General features: G+C 36.4%; 17 protein-coding genes. 6 read left to right on the top strand and 11 right to left on the bottom strand.

What is annotated here, in order from left to right; translation table 11 throughout:
- Positions 1-112: 112 nt before the first annotated feature.
- From HMPREF0659_RS04060 to rplU, 4 genes are all read right to left on the bottom strand, one after another.
- Positions 113-469, bottom strand: coding sequence for a MarR family transcriptional regulator (locus tag HMPREF0659_RS04060; protein WP_013264198.1), 357 nt, complete (start codon positions 467-469; stop codon positions 113-115).
- A gap of 9 nt (positions 470-478) precedes the next feature.
- The gene (gene trxA / locus HMPREF0659_RS04055) at positions 479-988 is read right to left on the bottom strand and encodes a thioredoxin (protein WP_013263882.1); all 510 of its coding nucleotides are present in this window, start codon (positions 986-988) and stop codon (positions 479-481) included.
- A 566-nt stretch (positions 989-1,554) separates the two neighbouring features.
- Positions 1,555-1,845: a 50S ribosomal protein L27 gene (gene rpmA / locus HMPREF0659_RS04050; protein ID WP_004361192.1), complete on the bottom strand. Its 291-nt coding sequence runs from the start codon at positions 1,843-1,845 to the stop codon at positions 1,555-1,557.
- A gap of 16 nt (positions 1,846-1,861) precedes the next feature.
- A complete protein-coding gene (gene rplU, locus HMPREF0659_RS04045) occupies positions 1,862-2,179 on the bottom strand; it encodes a 50S ribosomal protein L21 (RefSeq protein ID WP_013263975.1) in 318 nt (105 codons plus the stop codon).
- Between the two features lie 832 nt (positions 2,180-3,011).
- On the opposite strand from rplU, the gene HMPREF0659_RS04040 reads away from it, so the two are divergent.
- Both HMPREF0659_RS04040 and HMPREF0659_RS04035 read left to right on the top strand, forming a co-directional pair.
- Positions 3,012-3,578, top strand: coding sequence for an NUDIX hydrolase (locus HMPREF0659_RS04040; RefSeq protein ID WP_013264260.1), 567 nt, complete (start codon positions 3,012-3,014; stop codon positions 3,576-3,578).
- Between the two features lie 31 nt (positions 3,579-3,609).
- Complete coding sequence (locus tag HMPREF0659_RS04035) at positions 3,610-3,858, top strand: hypothetical protein (protein WP_013263879.1); 249 nt, start codon at positions 3,610-3,612, stop codon at positions 3,856-3,858.
- On the opposite strand, the gene HMPREF0659_RS04030 is transcribed toward HMPREF0659_RS04035, so the two are convergent.
- From HMPREF0659_RS04030 to HMPREF0659_RS04020, 3 genes are all read right to left on the bottom strand, one after another.
- Positions 3,838-5,163 carry an MATE family efflux transporter gene (locus HMPREF0659_RS04030; RefSeq protein WP_052299130.1) on the bottom strand — a complete coding sequence of 442 codons (1,326 nt, stop codon included), beginning with the start codon at positions 5,161-5,163 and terminating at the stop codon, positions 3,838-3,840. The genes HMPREF0659_RS04035 and HMPREF0659_RS04030 overlap by 21 nt on opposite strands.
- Before the next feature lie 93 nt (positions 5,164-5,256).
- Positions 5,257-5,934, bottom strand: a complete 678-nt coding sequence (locus HMPREF0659_RS04025; RefSeq protein WP_013264652.1) for a DUF4230 domain-containing protein — start codon at positions 5,932-5,934, stop codon at positions 5,257-5,259.
- 2 nt (positions 5,935-5,936) lie between these two features.
- Positions 5,937-6,605 carry a DUF4230 domain-containing protein gene (locus HMPREF0659_RS04020; RefSeq protein WP_013264524.1) on the bottom strand — a complete coding sequence of 223 codons (669 nt, stop codon included), beginning with the start codon at positions 6,603-6,605 and terminating at the stop codon, positions 5,937-5,939.
- 792 nt (positions 6,606-7,397) lie between these two features.
- Between HMPREF0659_RS04020 and HMPREF0659_RS04015 the strand changes: the two genes are divergently transcribed.
- The 3 genes from HMPREF0659_RS04015 to HMPREF0659_RS04005 all read left to right on the top strand — a co-directional run bounded on the left by HMPREF0659_RS04015 (position 7,398) and on the right by HMPREF0659_RS04005 (position 10,995).
- A complete protein-coding gene (locus tag HMPREF0659_RS04015) occupies positions 7,398-8,606 on the top strand; it encodes an L-serine ammonia-lyase (protein WP_044045864.1) in 1,209 nt (402 codons plus the stop codon).
- A 518-nt stretch (positions 8,607-9,124) separates the two neighbouring features.
- Entirely contained in the window at positions 9,125-10,519 is a 1,395-nt protein-coding gene (locus HMPREF0659_RS04010; RefSeq protein WP_013263881.1) for a DUF2130 domain-containing protein, read from the top strand.
- A 20-nt stretch (positions 10,520-10,539) separates the two neighbouring features.
- Positions 10,540-10,995, top strand: a complete 456-nt coding sequence (locus HMPREF0659_RS04005; RefSeq protein ID WP_013264492.1) for a DIP1984 family protein — start codon at positions 10,540-10,542, stop codon at positions 10,993-10,995.
- An 818-nt stretch (positions 10,996-11,813) separates the two neighbouring features.
- Here HMPREF0659_RS04005 and HMPREF0659_RS04000 read toward each other — a convergent pair.
- Both HMPREF0659_RS04000 and HMPREF0659_RS03995 read right to left on the bottom strand, forming a co-directional pair.
- Positions 11,814-12,413, bottom strand: a complete 600-nt coding sequence (locus tag HMPREF0659_RS04000) for a porin family protein (RefSeq protein ID WP_013264908.1) — start codon at positions 12,411-12,413, stop codon at positions 11,814-11,816.
- Between the two features lie 306 nt (positions 12,414-12,719).
- The gene (locus HMPREF0659_RS03995; protein WP_013264230.1) at positions 12,720-13,709 is read right to left on the bottom strand and encodes a 2-hydroxyacid dehydrogenase; all 990 of its coding nucleotides are present in this window, start codon (positions 13,707-13,709) and stop codon (positions 12,720-12,722) included.
- Positions 13,710-14,506: 797 nt separating this feature from the next.
- Here HMPREF0659_RS03995 and HMPREF0659_RS03990 point away from each other — a divergent pair.
- On the top strand, positions 14,507-15,232 hold the full coding sequence (locus tag HMPREF0659_RS03990) for a hypothetical protein (RefSeq protein WP_226893160.1): 726 nt from the start codon (positions 14,507-14,509) through the stop codon (positions 15,230-15,232).
- A 59-nt stretch (positions 15,233-15,291) separates the two neighbouring features.
- Here the strand turns inward: HMPREF0659_RS03990 and HMPREF0659_RS03985 are convergent, their stop codons facing one another.
- Complete coding sequence (locus HMPREF0659_RS03985) at positions 15,292-15,879, bottom strand: thiamine phosphate synthase (protein WP_013264887.1); 588 nt, start codon at positions 15,877-15,879, stop codon at positions 15,292-15,294.
- A 10-nt stretch (positions 15,880-15,889) separates the two neighbouring features.
- On the bottom strand, positions 15,890-16,663 hold the full coding sequence (locus HMPREF0659_RS03980) for a sulfide-dependent adenosine diphosphate thiazole synthase (RefSeq protein WP_013264222.1): 774 nt from the start codon (positions 16,661-16,663) through the stop codon (positions 15,890-15,892).
- Positions 16,664-16,671 lie beyond the last annotated feature (8 nt).

Raw genomic sequence — 16,671 nt, 5'->3', positions numbered from 1 at the left:
TAAATAGGGACGTATAGTTTGCGAGTTTATAAAATGCCAATTGGCTACTCACGCTCTATACGTCCCTATCTTTATTTACCTTTGTCTATTATCAGAAAGATAGCGATATATATTATATGATTTCTTTTAACTCCTCTGGAACAGCTATGGAATCACAATGCAAATGGTCTAACTTCTCTAAACCATGTTTTGTAATGTGAAACCTTTGGCAGCGTCCATCCTCTGAACAAGCACGGCGGCGAATAAGCGAAGCCTGTTCCAATGAGGCGATTACCTTTGAAGTATTCGAACGTGTCAAGCCCATCTCTTCTGCTATTTCACCAGCCAACATAGGTTTCTCACTTTCTGAAAGTAGACACAACAGCATTGCTTCGTTGATGTTTAAGCCTATTTGCTCTTGTAATCCACATTCAAAAGCAGTGATGACACGAAATATTTCGCGAATCTTACTGATACAATGATTGTCCATTATGTGTCCTTACTTCAACAAGACAGACTTGATAACCTCTTCAAACTGAGCCTTGTTCATAGCTCCGTTCTGCATTGTAGGTTCACCTGCCTTAGGAATAAAGAGGATTGATGGGATTGAACGAATACCAAAGAGGGCTGCTAACTCACGCTGCTTGTCCACATCAACCTTATAAACATCAATCTGACCTGCATAATCACTTGCTACTTCCTCGAGAACTGGCGCTGTTGCTTTACATGGACCACACCATGTTGCATAAAAATCAATAATAGCAGGTTTATCACCCTTAAAGTTCCATGTCTTAGGATTATTCTTAAAATCCATTACTTTCTGCTGGAACATATCTATGTTCATTTCTGTTACACTCATTTTACTTTCCTTTCCTTCATTTTGATTATTTACTTCTGTTTGTTCTGTAGTCATTGCACTGTTATCCTGCTTTTTAGGATTGTTATCTGCTTTACAAGCTGTCAGTGTTAATGCCATAATAGCCACTACAAGTGTTGCTGTACGTTTCATTATATATGTAAATTTTAATTTACCGAAGTTCTTTTACTACTCGGTTTGTTAATGTTTATTTTGTTTCCTAAGGAAAACGTTGCAAAGGTAATAATTATTTTATTTCCCACCAAATTTCCAATGGAAAATTATTCGTTGTGTTTTAACTTTTTATTAGATCATCAAGTTGATGAGACATTGTACTTATAGTGTTTCTATGTATAAGTGTTTACTTAAATGTTTTGAAATAAGATGTCACTTCTTCTTCTATTTTTGATGTAGTTTAATTGGCTGCCTTTAACCCTAATCGGTCATTAGACCACAATAAGTATAATTCTTCTTACTATGGTGTTGGTTCCTAACATCTTTTATTTTCTTATCGGCATCTTGTGTGTCTTTGTAGCTTGACGTAGCCCACTATGCCTGCATTACAAAGCCAAACAATCAGCTCGATAAAAAGAACAAAATATGTTTAGCCTCTAATGATCGATTTGGGTTAAAGTACTCCTATAAAAGCATGAATCCCGGCTCCAAAAGGAGACCGGGATTATGTTGTTTGTTTGGAATAGTTGTTTGTTTGTTTCGCTTTAAGCTTCTGGCTTTACAGTCTTAGCAGCGTAAACTTCCTCTGAAAGGACAGAAACAGTACTCTTATTGTACTTGCCCTTGTGGAAGTAAACAACACCGTCTGCAAGTGCATACAATGTGTCGTCCTTACCCTGTGCAACGTTCTCGCCTGGGAAGTGCTTATTACCGCGCTGGCGAACGATAATGTTACCTGCGATAATCTTCTGGCCACCCCAGATCTTAACACCTAAACGCTTTGAAGCTGATTCGCGACCGTTCTTAGAACTACCTACACCTTTTTTATGTGCCATTCTTAAGTCCTCCTTGTTAAGCGTTAATTGATTTAATTTCTACCTGAGTGAAGTGTGAACGATGACCGTTCTTCTTTCTGTAGTCCTTACGACGTTTCATCTTGAAGACAACTACCTTGTCGCCTTTTACGAGAGGAGCTACTACCTCAGCTACTACCTTTGCGCCCTCAACAGTTGGTGCGCCTACTGTGACTGTTCCGTTGTTATCAACCAACAGAACCTTGTCAAACTCAACAGCCTTGCCTTCTTCCGCATCTTTGATGTGGTTTACGAAGAGCTTCTTGCCCTCCTCAGCCTTGAACTGCTGACCGTTAATTTCTACAATTGCGTACATTTTTTTATTGTAAACGGGTTTGTACCGCTGGGCGGCTGAGCATCTATCCAGCACTTATTCTGAGCCCAAAACGGCATGATCGGTTGCAAAGTTACTAAAAATTAATGTTATGTAACATAATAATAGATGATAATTCTTGCCTAATTAACAATAATTAGAGCATTTATAGCACATAAAGTTACTTTGAAGTAGAATCAGTCAATAAAATTAGATTTATTATGTATGAAAATTAAACTTGATGATTTCTTGTCAATATACCCAAGTATACGCACATAAAAGAAGCTACTTTCAAGTTTAATTGAAAGTTTTGTAGAATATGATAATGCCAAAAGCTTATAACATTACTACGTATACCAAGCGCTGTTCAAGGAAACTCCATAGATATTACAAGCCTTAGTATTGTCATTTATATCTCAAATCAAAGGAGCTATCGTCTAAATTATCAAGTTGACGCTCATCCTCTTGATAAACATTATCGAGGTTAAACTCTTGTTCGTTGTGCATCTTTGGTTTACGTTTCATAGTAATATTCCTCCATAGAGTAGCTCTGCCGCAGAACATACCTCTGATAGTAAGTGATTTAGGATGCGGCAATCCCTTATTATCTCGTTTACAAATATATAAATTATAATTGAGACTTTTGTCAACAAATAGGATTTTTTTTGTTTAATCTTTCTACCGTATAGGAAGATTAATGATAAAGAAGAATTTAATGCATGATAATTATTGATGAAATATTAAAACCTAAATTAGAAAACTACAAGTAGATTATTTGCTCATTAAAATGGAATATCATAACTTTGTACTTGTAGAATCAATAGTTTATAGTCTTATGGATAAGGTAAAACAACGCAGTGATAATGAAATGAAATGGAGTACACTCTCCACTGAACAGCTCATCAACCGACCTTGGTTGAAGGCTCGCCGTGACACTGTTCAATTGCCTAATGGAAAGGTCTATGACGAATATTACATACTATCATATCCAACATGGATCAATGTTATTGCGGAAACAGAAGACGGAGAACTTATTTTGGAACGTCAGTACAGGCATGGACTCGGTGTTGTATCGACAGAGATTTGTGCAGGAGTTGTAGAAGAAGGTGAGACGCCACTACAAGCTGCACAACGCGAATTAGAAGAAGAAACAGGCTATACTGGTGGAGAATGGGAAGAGATTATGATTGTCTCAGCAAATCCAAGTATAATGGATAATCTTTGTCATTGCTTTTATGCTCGCAACGTAAAGAAAACGAATAATCAAAAACTTGATGACACAGAAGACATTGAGGTATTCCTTCATTCTAAGGAAGAAGTAAAAGAAATGTTACTACGTGGGGAGTTTATTCAAGCATTAATGGTAGCTCCATTATGGAAATACTTTAGCATCAAAGATTGATTTAGTTTCAAACATTCTAATAGATAAGAACATGATTACAAAAGATAGCATTGAGGCAGCCTATTGCTTTTTCCATCAGAAGTATCAAGTTTACGCATTCTCAAACAGCGAACGACAGAAAGATGACATCGAATATGCCATCAGTTCATATGTAGATGGGATGAGTTCAGAACTATACAAACTGTTAGCTAATGGTCGAGAGGAATTTCTCTTGACACATAATAGATTTGCTGAAGATATGCAAGAGGCTATTAAAAAACTATCCAATTTGTCTCTTTAGTCTTCTAATCAACCAAATGTAGGCTGGAATAAGGAATATATCTGCCATTATCCATGCTACTGGGTCAGCATAACAAACACCTATCCATGCCAAAGCAGGTACTAACCAAATACTCACACCACAGCGTGCTATCATTTCCATAACTCCACTCATCATACTCAAGTTACTATATCCAAGACCTTGAATACTGTATCGAAGTATGACGAGGACTCCCAATGAAGGATAGAACCAGTTTGAAATACGCATCAATTGTGCTGCATTTGCAATTACTTCCTGCTCTTTTCCATTAACAAAAATCATCATCATTTCGTCTGCAAAAGGATAGATAATCATAACTGTAAGAACGAAATAAGCCATCATTATCCACATTGCATCATTCACACCAGTTTTTATTCGCTGAAGTCTCTTTGCACCAAGGTTTTGTCCACAATATGTTGCCATGGCTACACCTATATTTTCAAGTACACAGGTGAATAGGTATTTAATACGAATAGCTGCAGTAAATGAAGCGACATAAACTGTTCCTAAAGCGTTATTTGCACTTTGCAGCATAATAATACCAATAGAGGTAATTGAGAATTGTAGCCCCATAGGAATACCATTGTTCAGCAAAATACTTATTCTTTTGTTATCAAACTGACGTTCATCACCAATAGGTACGAGGATTGTCATGTGTCGTTTGATAAACCACCAACATAATGATGACGCAAAAACCTGGCTGAGAAAAGTTGCTATACCAGCTCCTTCAACTCCCATTCCAAGTAACAGAATAAAAACAATATCAAGAAAAATGTTTAAGAAAGAGGATGCAAGAAGAAAGTAAAAAGGCTGCTTGGAATTACCTAATGCTCGTATCTGACCAGATAAGAGATTATAGGCAATAGTAAAAGGAATAGTGCAAAACTGCAGAAAAAGAAAGACATAAGCGTCATGAAAAATATCTTCTGGCGTGTTAACCATTTGTAGAATCTTATCACATAGAAAACAGGAAAGTAACGTAATGACGATGGCTAATACCAAAGCAATACGCATAGCATTGCTAACATAACAACGCATCTTATGGTAGTCCTTTGCTCCAAACGCTTGAGCTACAGGTATAGCAAAACCAGCGCATGAACCATTACAAAAGCCCATGATAAGAAACATGATACTACTTGACGCACCTACAGCAGCCAAAGCCTCTACACCTATCCATCTTCCTACTATTGCGGCATCAATAATTAGATACATTTGCTGCAATATATAACCAAGAATGAGAGGTATTGCAAATTTCAAGATAGCACGTGAAGGAGCGCCTTCTGTCATGCTTTCTATATGTTGTGTTGTTTCTTCTGATGCCACTATCCTCTTATAACCCTCTCAATTATAAAGCTGAAAAGTTCCTAATAACTGTGTTTGTTATTGTTTCTTTGTGACAAACTCAACCTTAATATTTTTATAGCCCATAGAACGGAGGAACTGAGTAAACTGCTGCTTAGCATTTTTCTCAGCTATCCTAATATTCTCAGCTGTCATACAACGAGCTAACATCTTTTTATAGGCGCGATTATAGAGTTGTTCACGATCAGCCGAAGTCCAGTCTCCTTTCTCAAAAAATGAGCGTGATTTAGCCTCGTCGATAAAGTTAGTGTCAAGTAATCCAATAGGTGGCAACTTTGCAACGATAACACTGTCATTCTCAACACGAAGCCAATGAGGTTCTGTCTGATGCAAGTCAACACCTAAACGAACCGTACCATAATAGATACGCACAAGTTCTGAGTCAGAGAAGAAGCCACGACTCACCGTATCTATGAGTTCTTCATCATTGATTGCAAGAAATTCCCATTGACCTATATCTTGTATTTGTTGTATCTGTGTTGGCGTTATATCAATACGCTGATCAGCAGATATACTTATTTTATTGGATGAATTAAACCAATAAAATAGACCGACACAAATACTAATGATGATTAAAAAGGTCAGCAGACAGCCTTTATTAAATGATAAGAAACGACTAAGAAGTCCTTTCTTATTCGGCTTAATATCATTCTTCTTTTGCTCTGTCATTATATTGTCAGGTGTTCTTGTTTCCATTTTCAATCCTTTTTATTTACTTCAATCACCTGTCCTAAATCCTTCAGAGTAAACTTTTTGCGGAATGAGACAGTTATGTCAGATTCTTTATAACCCATAGCAGTAAAGATCGGAACAAGCTGTCGTGCAGCACTTTCTTGTGCCTGTTCGATGATACCCATCTGTGGTATAGAAGCTATAATCTGTTTTCTTCCTTGTGCCTCATAACTTGTAAGTTCAGCATCCGTAAAGTTATGACGTGTCAGTGCCACATATTCCTTCACCTCCTTATGATTAATCTTTGTTGAAGTAAGAACAATCTTTGGATCGGGTAGGGTAATGAGAAGTTCCTTTCCTTGGCGTTGAATATTCTTATCACTAAAACCAGATAAGTCTATGTAGGCTTTCAATGTAGCGTCCATTGGAATTGCAATTCGACGATCACCTAATGGTAAAGTCACACTGAAGTCTTGCTTCATGAACGAGCCAGACAGTTTCATCTTATCATCATGAGTGATAATCTTATGAATACGGTATTCTGTCGTGTAAAGTCGTGAACATTGCTGTACCTGTGTTACCAACATTGGAATCGTATCAATAACCTTTGCAACTGGCTCTTCTGTACTTTTTTTATCAGTACAAGCCACTGTCAGCAATGAAAAAATCGACAGTAGGAGGGCGAAATGTTTCATTCTAAATCTTTATAATTATCTGCGCAAAGATACAAAAAACACATGATAAAACACTTTCTTGACTAAAAAAAGAAACAAAAAGGTAGAGTAGGGGGGATAAAATATCGAACTTAATAGAATTATTTAAGCTTATCCGTTTAAACCAAACCACTAAGATTGCAATATGAATTACAATGAATATATTGCCAAGGCTGTCAAACGACCTGCTTAATTTTCATGTCTCTGACATAGAAAACATTTTTATATTAATTACTATGAAAATGTTAATAGCAATATGAAAAATCATGACATAATTTCGAATAACATATCAATAAACAAAGGTAAAAACACGTATGAAGAGAGGATTTGTAACCAACAGGAAATCAAGTTGTTATAAACTCGTACAAGAAAAGGTGCTTAATTGGACTTCAAAAGGGCGTTAATAAGACCTCAAAAGGGCACCTATTGCAAGTCTATTAGGCGTCTTTAAGAAGCCTAAAGAGCATGTTTTAGATTCGAGTTGTGTGAAAATTATTTACAAATAACAATTAATAGGAGGGTAACCTGCAAAATACGAGAGTCATGGTAATGGATAGACAGGGTAATTCTATTTCATTAAATAAATATTTGATAACGCCCTATCCTCATAATAACCGCTTAAAAAGGAAAATTAGAAATATAAACTATAGGAATCGGTTTTAGATAATAAAAATCATATTCGACAATTTATAAGATGCATTTCTGCATAATTGACGTTTTTTTTCGTACATTTGCAGCAGAATAGTAAATAAGAAGTATTTGGGACAACCATATATGGAATCATTAAGAGAGATATTTAGAATCGGTAAGGGTCCATCAAGTAGTCATACGATGGGACCACAGCGTGCAGCAATAATCTTTGCAGAACGTCATCCAGAAGCATCAAGATTTGAAGTTACATTATATGGAAGCTTGGCTGCCACAGGTAAGGGGCACATGACAGATAAGGCCATTATTGACGTACTAAAGCAAATAGCACCAGTAGAAATAGTATGGGAACCTTCGGTCTTCCTTCCTTATCATCCAAATGGCATGTTGTTTCGTGCCTATAATAACAGTCAAGATCTCTTAGACGAATGGACTGTATACAGTGTTGGAGGTGGTGCTTTGTCAGAAGGAAAGGCCACAGACGACTACTTCCATAAGGAGTCTGTCTATGATTTGCATACACTTAAAGATATCCAAACATGGTGTGAACATCATGGACGTGGTTATTGGGAGTATGTAAAACATTGTGAGGGGGATGATTTATGGGACTATCTGCGTGAAGTCTGGAAAACAATGCAAGCTGCTGTTGAGCGTGGTCTTGACAGTGAAGGAGCCTTACCTGGTCCATTGAACCTTGCTCGTAAAGCACCTAATTATTATATAAAGGCACGTGGATATAAGCCTTCTTTGCAGAGTCGAGGAATGGTTTATTCATACGCTTTGGCAGTTAGTGAGGAGAATGCCTCTGGTGGTACGATTGTGACCGCACCTACTTGTGGTGCCTGTGGCGTAGTTCCTGCAGTCCTGTATCACCTATCAAAGGGACATGATTTTTCAGAAACTAAGATATTACATGCACTTGCAACAGCAGGTCTTTTTGGTAATATAGTAAAATATAATGCTTCTATTTCAGGTGCAGAAGTAGGTTGTCAGGGTGAAGTTGGAGTAGCTTGTGCAATGGCATCAGCAGCTTCTTGTCAGTTGTTTGGTGGTAGTCCATCTCAGATCGAGTATGCTGCAGAAATGGGTTTGGAGCACCATTTAGGTATGACATGTGACCCCGTGTGTGGTTTAGTACAGATTCCTTGTATTGAACGTAATGCTTTTGCAGCTTGTCGTGCATTAGATGCTCAGCTTTATGCATCCTTCAGTGATGGTAGCCATCGCGTTTCATTTGACCGTGTTGTAGAGGTTATGAAGCAGACTGGACATGATATTCCGTCTCTTTATAAGGAAACAAGTGCTGGAGGTTTGGCAAAGGATTATCAGATGTAAAGTTTATTTTATCAGTAGTACATCTGTCTGATACCTATTGAAGAAGATATATAGATATTCTTAATGCTCAGTAAACGTTTCACCAGATATTGGTAAAAGCAATTACTGAGCATTGTTTCTTGTAATAAGAAAGTTAATCAAGGGTTCTTTCATCCTATTCATATTAGAATCTTTTAAACCAATGGACATATTGAAATAAGATAAAGACTATGCCATTTTATTAGACTTATTCATTTGCAAATAATCTAATTTTAGATTCTATTAAACAATAATCAACATTCCTTTATAGGGTCATTTCTGTTGGTAATAATAGTGAATCCAATAATTTAACATGCTATTTATTATTTTTCTTGCTTAATCATTCAGAATGAGCAATTAATTTTGTATATTCGCATTCGGCTTGTTTATTTTATAGCTAACATAAATATCGATGCAGATTGAATGACGAAGAACAATAGAAATATTTATGGTCAGAATTCTGTGAGTAGACTTTTCAAATATCTAAAGATATCAGATTTATGAAAGAATTAATATGCCCTAACTGCCATAAGGCATTTACTGTTGATGAAGCAGACTATGCTTCCATCGTTAATCAAGTAAAGAATACAGAGTTTAACGAGGAGGTTAACCGTCGTATAGCTGAGCTTCATGAGCAGCACAAGGCAGAACAAGCCTTAGCAACTGCAAAGACAGAACAAACCTTTCAGCACCAACTCTCTAAGAAAGAACTTGAACTTGGTGCAAAAGATGCTGAGATTGAACGTCTGAAAAGTGAGAAAGAAAGCGAACTTACGAGGCTAAAAAGTTCATTCTCAGCTGAGATAGAGGTGCTTAAAACACAGTTAGAAAACATTGCAACTCAGAAGAAAAATGAGATGATGATTGCTTTGGCAGAGAAGGAACAGGAAATATCTAAGCTTAACTCTGTCATAGAACAGAATGATAATAAGTTGCAACTTGTGCTCATTGAGGAACGTAGTAAAGCTCAAAAGGAGGTTCAAGCAAAGGACACAGAAATCTCTCAGCTTCGTTCTGCAGTAGAATTAGAGAAGCGTGAAGCACAACTTCATGAGGCATCACTCATCAAACATCATGAGAATGAACTTCGAATGAAGCAGGATTTAGTGGACTACTATAAAGATTTGAAAACCAAGATGTCTACCAAAATGGTTGGTGAGACGCTTGAACAGCATTGTAGTATTGAGTTTGACCAGTATATTCGACCAATGATGCCTACTGCATACTTTGAGAAAGACAATGATGCAAGCGATGGTACAAAGGGAGACTTCATCTTTCGTGCAGAAGAAGATGGTACGGAGTATATCTCTATCATGTTTGAAATGAAGAACGAAATGGATACTACTGCCACTAAACATAAAAACGATGACTTCTTGAAAAAGCTTGATGATGACCGTAAAAAGAAAGGTTGTGAGTTTGCTGTTTTAGTCAGTCTTCTTGAAGCTGATAATGAACTTTATAATACTGGTATTGTAAACAAGAGTCATCTGTACCCAAAGATGTATGTTATTCGACCACAGTTCTTCGTTCCATTTATCAATCTTCTTGTACAAACGTCAAAGAAGAGTTTAGAATATAAGAAGCAACTGATTCTTTCACAAAGCAAAGAGGTGGATGTCACCAACTTTGAAAATAAGATAGAAGACTTCAAAACTAAGTTTGGACGACATTATGAAATGGCATCTAAGAAGTTTAATGATGCTATTAAGGATATTGATGCTACAATTATAAAACTTCAAAAGGTACGTGAGGAACTTTTAAGTAGTGAGAACAACCTTCGTCTTGCTAATAAAGACACAGACGATCTTACTATACGTAGGCTAACGCACATGAATCCTACAATGAAAGCCAAGTTTGACGAAGCACGTAAGAATAACCAGAATATAACAGAATAATTACAAAAATACATATCACAATGAAATTAGCAGAAGCATTAGCTATTCGTAAAGATACACAAAAAAGAATAGAACAGCTTAAAAGTAGAATACTGAATAATGTTCGAGTACAGGAAGGAGATTCTCCTTCTGAAGAACCTAAGGAGTTGATGAAAGAGATGGATGCTTGTCTGAAGACTCTTTTCGCTTTAATCTTCAAGATTAACAAGACTAACATGAATACTATTAGTGAAGGGCGTACAATTACAGAAATGATGGCAGAACGTGATATTCTTTCTATGCGTATTACGTCACTCCGAGAAATATTTAATAAAGCATCAGAATCTCAGGAGCGTTACAGCCGTTCTGAAATTAAAATGGTAACAACCATAGATATCAAGCCTTTAAGTAAGAAGATTGATGACTTGTCTAAGCAATTACGCGAACTTGATATGAAGATACAAACATTAAACTTCACAACAGAACTAATGGAGTAATCTTTATTCAAGAATGTAAGAAAATAAAAGGGACATTTTAAGGTGTAGTCTTATTATGTTGTAGGTGTGAGCTAAAAACAACATTACATCAGAGTACGGGGTTTCTGAGGATTTAATTGCAGGTTGCATTTCCCAGCATATGATGTCTAAAAGGACTGGTACGGTGTACTTTGCATTTTGCATATCGCATTACCATTAGCTGACTATAACATATCTGACGAGGGTGGGATTGGGAATTTTTCTTAAGCGTTATTGCTGAATTTAAATACTAAGATTAACATAAAGCAATAGATTCCTAATTTTTGAGAAAACAAAAATTCTCATGATAACATTAAACAAACGAATGCTACAACACCTTTAGCTGACCTATAAGAGAAAGTTACACTCTTTTCTAAGAATCAGTTTTGGTAACTTTCATTCAATTTTCATGATATATTGAAAGTTAGTAACATAAATTACTTTATCTTAGTTTATGATAAAAAAGAGAGGTATAGAGTAAGAAAAGACTGCTTTATCTATTCTCAGGCGGTTTATTTATAGGGTGAAAAGAGTGTTTTTACAGGTAAGAAAGTCCACCTTTATTATATAAGGAACATAAATCCAACCAAAGTCTTTTCATGAAGTAATTAGGAGTAAAGCCCTCTAATATTATCGCTTAACCCCGAATCGGTTAGGAAACAAAACCATAGTAAGAAGAACTATACATATTGTGGTGTAATGACCGATTCGGTTTTAATCATATAGAGGACGATAATGAATAAACGAAAAGAGGAGACCCTGTGGTCTCCTCAAAACAATATAGTATTTGTTTTAATGATTTACAAGTCAAACTTGTAGCCCAAAGTAATTTGGAATACGCTGTTCTTATTCTTGTAGTTCTCAAAAACCTTGGTCAAACCCCAGTTGTAACGAGCGTCAAGCTGGAAGTTGTTGTATTCGTAAGAGATACCTACAGGAATAGAGAAGTCAACTGACTTTGCTTTAATATCATTAGTAGAACTTCCTGTTCCAAGGAATGTGTTAGCTTCTGCCTTAGTAGTGCTACTAACCAAGAAGCCAGGTTGAACACCCAATTTAACAGCCAAACCCTTTGTTACATAAACGTTTGCCATAATTGGAACGTTAATGTAATCAAGTTTATATGTATGCTTAAATGTCTGTTTCAGAACAGAATACTCCTGCTTAGCACCTTGCATAGAGTAGAGAACTCCTGCACTTACAGAGAAGATGTCACTTGCTTGATACTCGCCTTCAACACCAGCAGCAAGACCAATACGTGGATCTGAATCTTTTACTTCTGTGAGGTTAGCGATGTTTACACCAACCTTTGGCTGAAGGTTGAATGAACCAACTGCATGCTGTGCGAATGTAGATACTGATGAAAGCATCAGTGCTGCTACAACTAAAATCTTTTTCATAACTCTTTGTTTTTTTATTAAGTATATTTTATTCTATAGTTATCCTTTATTATTCTCCTCATCATAAGCCTTTTAAAGCCTCCAATAGAGAAGTTTTATATTGAATATTTCGTTAATTATGTGCGCAAAGTTAAACGAAACTAATGTAACTTCAAAGGTTTTTGCGTTAAATATTATTTATATGACACAACAACAAAGAAAATACATAGAAAAAGGTGGATTGAAAAAGATTTTTCTTTCAATCCACCTTATTGTATACCTAATACTGACCTTATAATCTTTATGAGGATTATAAGACTCTAATACTTACTTTACTTGGCAACTAAGTTCCTTACCCTCTGATAGTTCTTTTACACTGCTAAGGGTTGAAACAGCGATGTTGTAGAGCGCTTCCTTTGTAAAGAATGCCTGGTGAGAGGTCAATACAACGTTTGGAACCATCAGTAAGCGAGCCAATACGTCATCGTCAATCATCTTGTCGCTCTTATCCTCATAGAAGTACTCCTTCTCCTCTTCATAAACATCAAGACCAGCTGAACCCACCTGCTTTGTACGCAAGCCTTCGATAAGGTCTTCTGTGTGGATAAGCTGACCACGACCAGTATTGATAATCATCACACCCTTCTTCATTTTCGCAATACTTTCCTTATTGATAAGGAACTTTGTGTCTGGTGTCAATGGGCAGTGGAGGGAGATGATATCACTATTCGCATAAAGTTCGTCAAGCTGAACAACCTTCACATTATACTGCTTTGCAAACTCTTGATCTGGATAGAGATCGTATGCCATAATATTCATACCAAAGCCGTGAAGAATCTTTATAAGCTCTTTGGCAATACGACCCATACCAACAACACCTGCTGTCTTACCATGCATGTCGAAGCCTAACAAACCATGTAATGTGAAGTTTCCATCACGTGTACGGTTCACAGCACGATAAATCTTACGGTTAAGACTTAGCATCAGTGCTACAGCATACTCAGCAACAGCATGTGGAGAGTAAGCAGGTACGTGTGTCACCTTAATACGACCTTCAGCAGCCTTAAGGTCAACATTATTGAAACCAGCACATCGAAGAGCTACAAGTTTTACACCATTGTTCACTAATTCATCAATAACTCTTGCATCGCACTCTGCATTTACGAAAATACAAACCACGTCTGCGCCCTTTGCCAAAGGCACAGTACTAATACTGAGACGCTCTTGATAATAGCGAATATCGAAATTATAATCCTTGTTTACTTCGTTGAAAGACTCGATGTCATACGACTTTGCGTCGAAAAATGCTATCCTCATTGCTATTTACCTAATTTAATTATTATAAGTGCTATAGATAATCCTTAATATGGTAAAAGGATTTCTTTATTTTTCTGATTCCTCAGGTAATCTTTAATGTGTAAGTTATCCAACTTACTTAAGACAATGCAAAGGTACACATAATTTGTAATTCTTGCAAATAATTATCTTTTATAGTTGTTCTTTATGAGATAGAATAGTTTATCATTTTGCAGAAATGAAAGCTATATTACTATGATAGTTTTAATTTTATTTTGCTGTCACTTTTAACATTTTAGATGAATCTGTTATAAATCAATGAGTTACAAGTCTTTTTCAGATGATAGGAGTGAAAGGAAATCTATTTTAAAGAATTTGTGATGTTATTAGAAAGTAGAAATTTGGAATGAATTGACGAGGTAGCGTATAATGGCTCAGAATTACTCATGGTTAAAAGTACAATTTAGTCACTCTCACCGTTGATAACATCCCTTATCAACAAGTCTCTTTTCTTCGCTTAGAAAAGAGTCATTATAAATTTTTCTCCTCTTTCCTTATCTATGTTTAAAGTCCCAGCACATATGGTGCGAAGGCACAGCACCAATGGTGCGGATGGGGAACACCAATAGTGCGAATGGTGAAGAGTGGAACGAAATAAAGTATTCTAATGATACGAATAGTAGTTTCTTGCTTGTTTTTAATAGAGGTTTTAATTTCAATGGGACCTATAAATTGAACGGTAAATTTTCTTTTTATGTTGTAAATGATTATCTTTGCTTTTTCAACTGTTTATTATCAAACCTATTAACAAAACATTAATGATGATGAATAATAAAATAGAATTATATAAAACAGATGCGAAACTGAGAGTATACAGAATGGAATTGAGGAGAACCTCTAAGAACTATCTTAGAGGAATACTCTGTTGTGTATTTTTGTTACAAGCATATATACTCAATGCACAGATGTCAACAGAGGTTGTATATGTTAAAAACGGAATCGTAAAAAGCTTTTATGAGGTATATGATAATCAATTACAAGGTGGGGGAATTACTTATCGTCACATTGGACGTACGATTTCATTGAACAGGAAAACATATCCCTTCTATGTAAATTTAGAAGATAATGCCAGTATTAGAAGGTTTATAAATCCTAAGGATACTATGGGTTATAAACAATTTTACAATGAGGATTTTGCTTTAGATGCTCAAAAGGGTATTTATAAATATGATTTAGGACTTTCGCCATTTGAATACACGTATGATAGTGTTGTATCATCATCGGGGTGTTGGTATTATCCAAAGAGGAATTGCAAACAGATAATAGCTTGTTATTACTTTTCAGGATATGTAATTCTATATCATGTAGATATAAAGAAGAAGGACATTGACTCACACTATAGGATTAATAAAATGCTTGAGCAAAAGACGTTTATGATTCTGAAAGAAGCAGAAACATTAGATTATATACCTTTAAAGGTTACCTCGTCAATGGGGTTGAGAAACACCCCAGTTTATTCTATATTTCGTTACTTAGAGGAATAATAAAAGGTCAATTGGAGAATCATTTTTATTGAGTTTGAGTTCATATTAGTCTAAACTTATTAAAGGAGTGTTCGAATATGGTTCAGATATTCATCTACTTGTGGGTCTGACATACGCTTCCATATATCTCCTAATAACGCAACACCACCAAAGTGCCACTCTTTGACAAGAAAGATGTTATTAGCAGTTATACCTCCCAAGGCAATTACTTTTTCATCAATGATGTTTTCCATAGCAGCCTGCTTAAGTGAGGTAGGGGAGAAGGCTGCATGATATCCTACTTTAGAGATACTATCAAAGATAGGGCTCAAGAATACATAGTCTTTTGAGTCTTTTTGTGTTATAACTTCCTCTATGGTATGACAAGAGCAAGAAATGCTTCCATGATAAGCCTTGGGAGCTACAGAACAGAGCCGATTCAAATGAATACCATGAAGTTTATATTCTTCTGCCAATTCGAAATGTTCGTGCAGAACGATTCTACTGTGCCACTGTTCGGGTATTTGAAGAAGAAGCTGCTTGTAGGCTTCTAATGATGCTTCAGGCTTACGCAGATGCAATAAATCAAGCCCTTGTGAAAAGAGTTTACTTATGAAGGTAGCCTCTCCCGATAAGAACTCGGGAGAGGTAATGATTATCCATTTCATCAGATAATGTTTATTTCTTTAGTTTATCTATAATCAAATCGGCTACCTTCTTGCCAGATAGTAACATACCACCAAATATTGGACCCATTCTTGGAGTTCCTGCTACGGCTGAAGAAGCCATGCCACATACATAGAGTCCAGGGTAAATTTCACGCGTTCCTTCAACGACCATGCGTTCACCTTCAGCTACATCCAAGGACTTTTCACCCACAACTCCGCCTGTAGCAGTGTCAAGTCGGATACCATTCTTACGTGCCACAACCTTACATATCTCGCTGTCGTGACCGGTACCATCAATCACACATTTAGACATGATGTTTAATGGATCAACATGTAGTCCTTCACGAAGGACTGGAGTCCAGTTGACTACAACACCACTTACAACATCATTCTTGAAGACAACATCTTCAACAGAATAGCAGTTGAAGATTGTTGCACCAGCATGAGCTGCATGATAAAGCAAAGCGGAGGTACTTTCAACGGAGTCAATGGTATAAAGTTCGTTTTCATAAGGCTGATAGCTGATATTGAAGTCCTTGACAATGTGCAATGCTTCTTCCTGTATAACAATTTGGTTGAACATCATTGCGCCACCCCACATACCCCCGCCAGGTGACAACTTACGGTCAAATAAAGCTGTTTTTAACCCTGCTTTCGCCAGATAATACGCTGCTACAATACCAGAAGGGCCACCACCAACGATGGCAACATCGAGTTGTAAATTACGCTGAAGTTTGTCGAAATAGGTACTAATAATACCTTTTGATACTTGTGTCTCAATCATAATAAATT

Origin of the sequence: Prevotella melaninogenica ATCC 25845, from assembly GCF_000144405.1 — a bacterium.
Taxonomy (GTDB): Bacteria; Bacteroidota; Bacteroidia; order Bacteroidales; family Bacteroidaceae; genus Prevotella; species Prevotella melaninogenica.
The sequence above is the reverse complement of the archived record's forward strand: the minus strand, read 5'-3'. Positions and strand labels throughout refer to the sequence as shown.

Coding starts and splice junctions, on each gene's coding strand:
- HMPREF0659_RS04020 (WP_013264524.1), bottom strand. CDS start 6,605: ATGAAACATTTCGCCCTCCTACTGTCGATTTTTTCATTGCTGACAGTG.
- HMPREF0659_RS04040 (WP_013264260.1), top strand. CDS start 3,012: ATGGATAAGGTAAAACAACGCAGTGATAATGAAATGAAATGGAGTACA.
- trxA (WP_013263882.1), bottom strand. CDS start 988: ATGAAACGTACAGCAACACTTGTAGTGGCTATTATGGCATTAACACTG.
- HMPREF0659_RS04015 (WP_044045864.1), top strand. CDS start 7,398: ATGGAATCATTAAGAGAGATATTTAGAATCGGTAAGGGTCCATCAAGT.
- HMPREF0659_RS04010 (WP_013263881.1), top strand. CDS start 9,125: ATGAAAGAATTAATATGCCCTAACTGCCATAAGGCATTTACTGTTGAT.
- HMPREF0659_RS04000 (WP_013264908.1), bottom strand. CDS start 12,413: ATGAAAAAGATTTTAGTTGTAGCAGCACTGATGCTTTCATCAGTATCT.
- rplU (WP_013263975.1), bottom strand. CDS start 2,179: ATGTACGCAATTGTAGAAATTAACGGTCAGCAGTTCAAGGCTGAGGAG.
- HMPREF0659_RS03985 (WP_013264887.1), bottom strand. CDS start 15,879: ATGAAATGGATAATCATTACCTCTCCCGAGTTCTTATCGGGAGAGGCT.
- HMPREF0659_RS04005 (WP_013264492.1), top strand. CDS start 10,540: ATGAAATTAGCAGAAGCATTAGCTATTCGTAAAGATACACAAAAAAGA.
- HMPREF0659_RS04060 (WP_013264198.1), bottom strand. CDS start 469: ATGGACAATCATTGTATCAGTAAGATTCGCGAAATATTTCGTGTCATC.
- HMPREF0659_RS03990 (WP_226893160.1), top strand. CDS start 14,507: ATGATGATGAATAATAAAATAGAATTATATAAAACAGATGCGAAACTG.
- HMPREF0659_RS04035 (WP_013263879.1), top strand. CDS start 3,610: ATGATTACAAAAGATAGCATTGAGGCAGCCTATTGCTTTTTCCATCAG.
- rpmA (WP_004361192.1), bottom strand. CDS start 1,845: ATGGCACATAAAAAAGGTGTAGGTAGTTCTAAGAACGGTCGCGAATCA.
- HMPREF0659_RS03995 (WP_013264230.1), bottom strand. CDS start 13,709: ATGAGGATAGCATTTTTCGACGCAAAGTCGTATGACATCGAGTCTTTC.
- HMPREF0659_RS04030 (WP_052299130.1), bottom strand. CDS start 5,163: ATGACAGAAGGCGCTCCTTCACGTGCTATCTTGAAATTTGCAATACCT.
- HMPREF0659_RS04025 (WP_013264652.1), bottom strand. CDS start 5,934: ATGGAAACAAGAACACCTGACAATATAATGACAGAGCAAAAGAAGAAT.
- HMPREF0659_RS03980 (WP_013264222.1), bottom strand. CDS start 16,663: ATGATTGAGACACAAGTATCAAAAGGTATTATTAGTACCTATTTCGAC.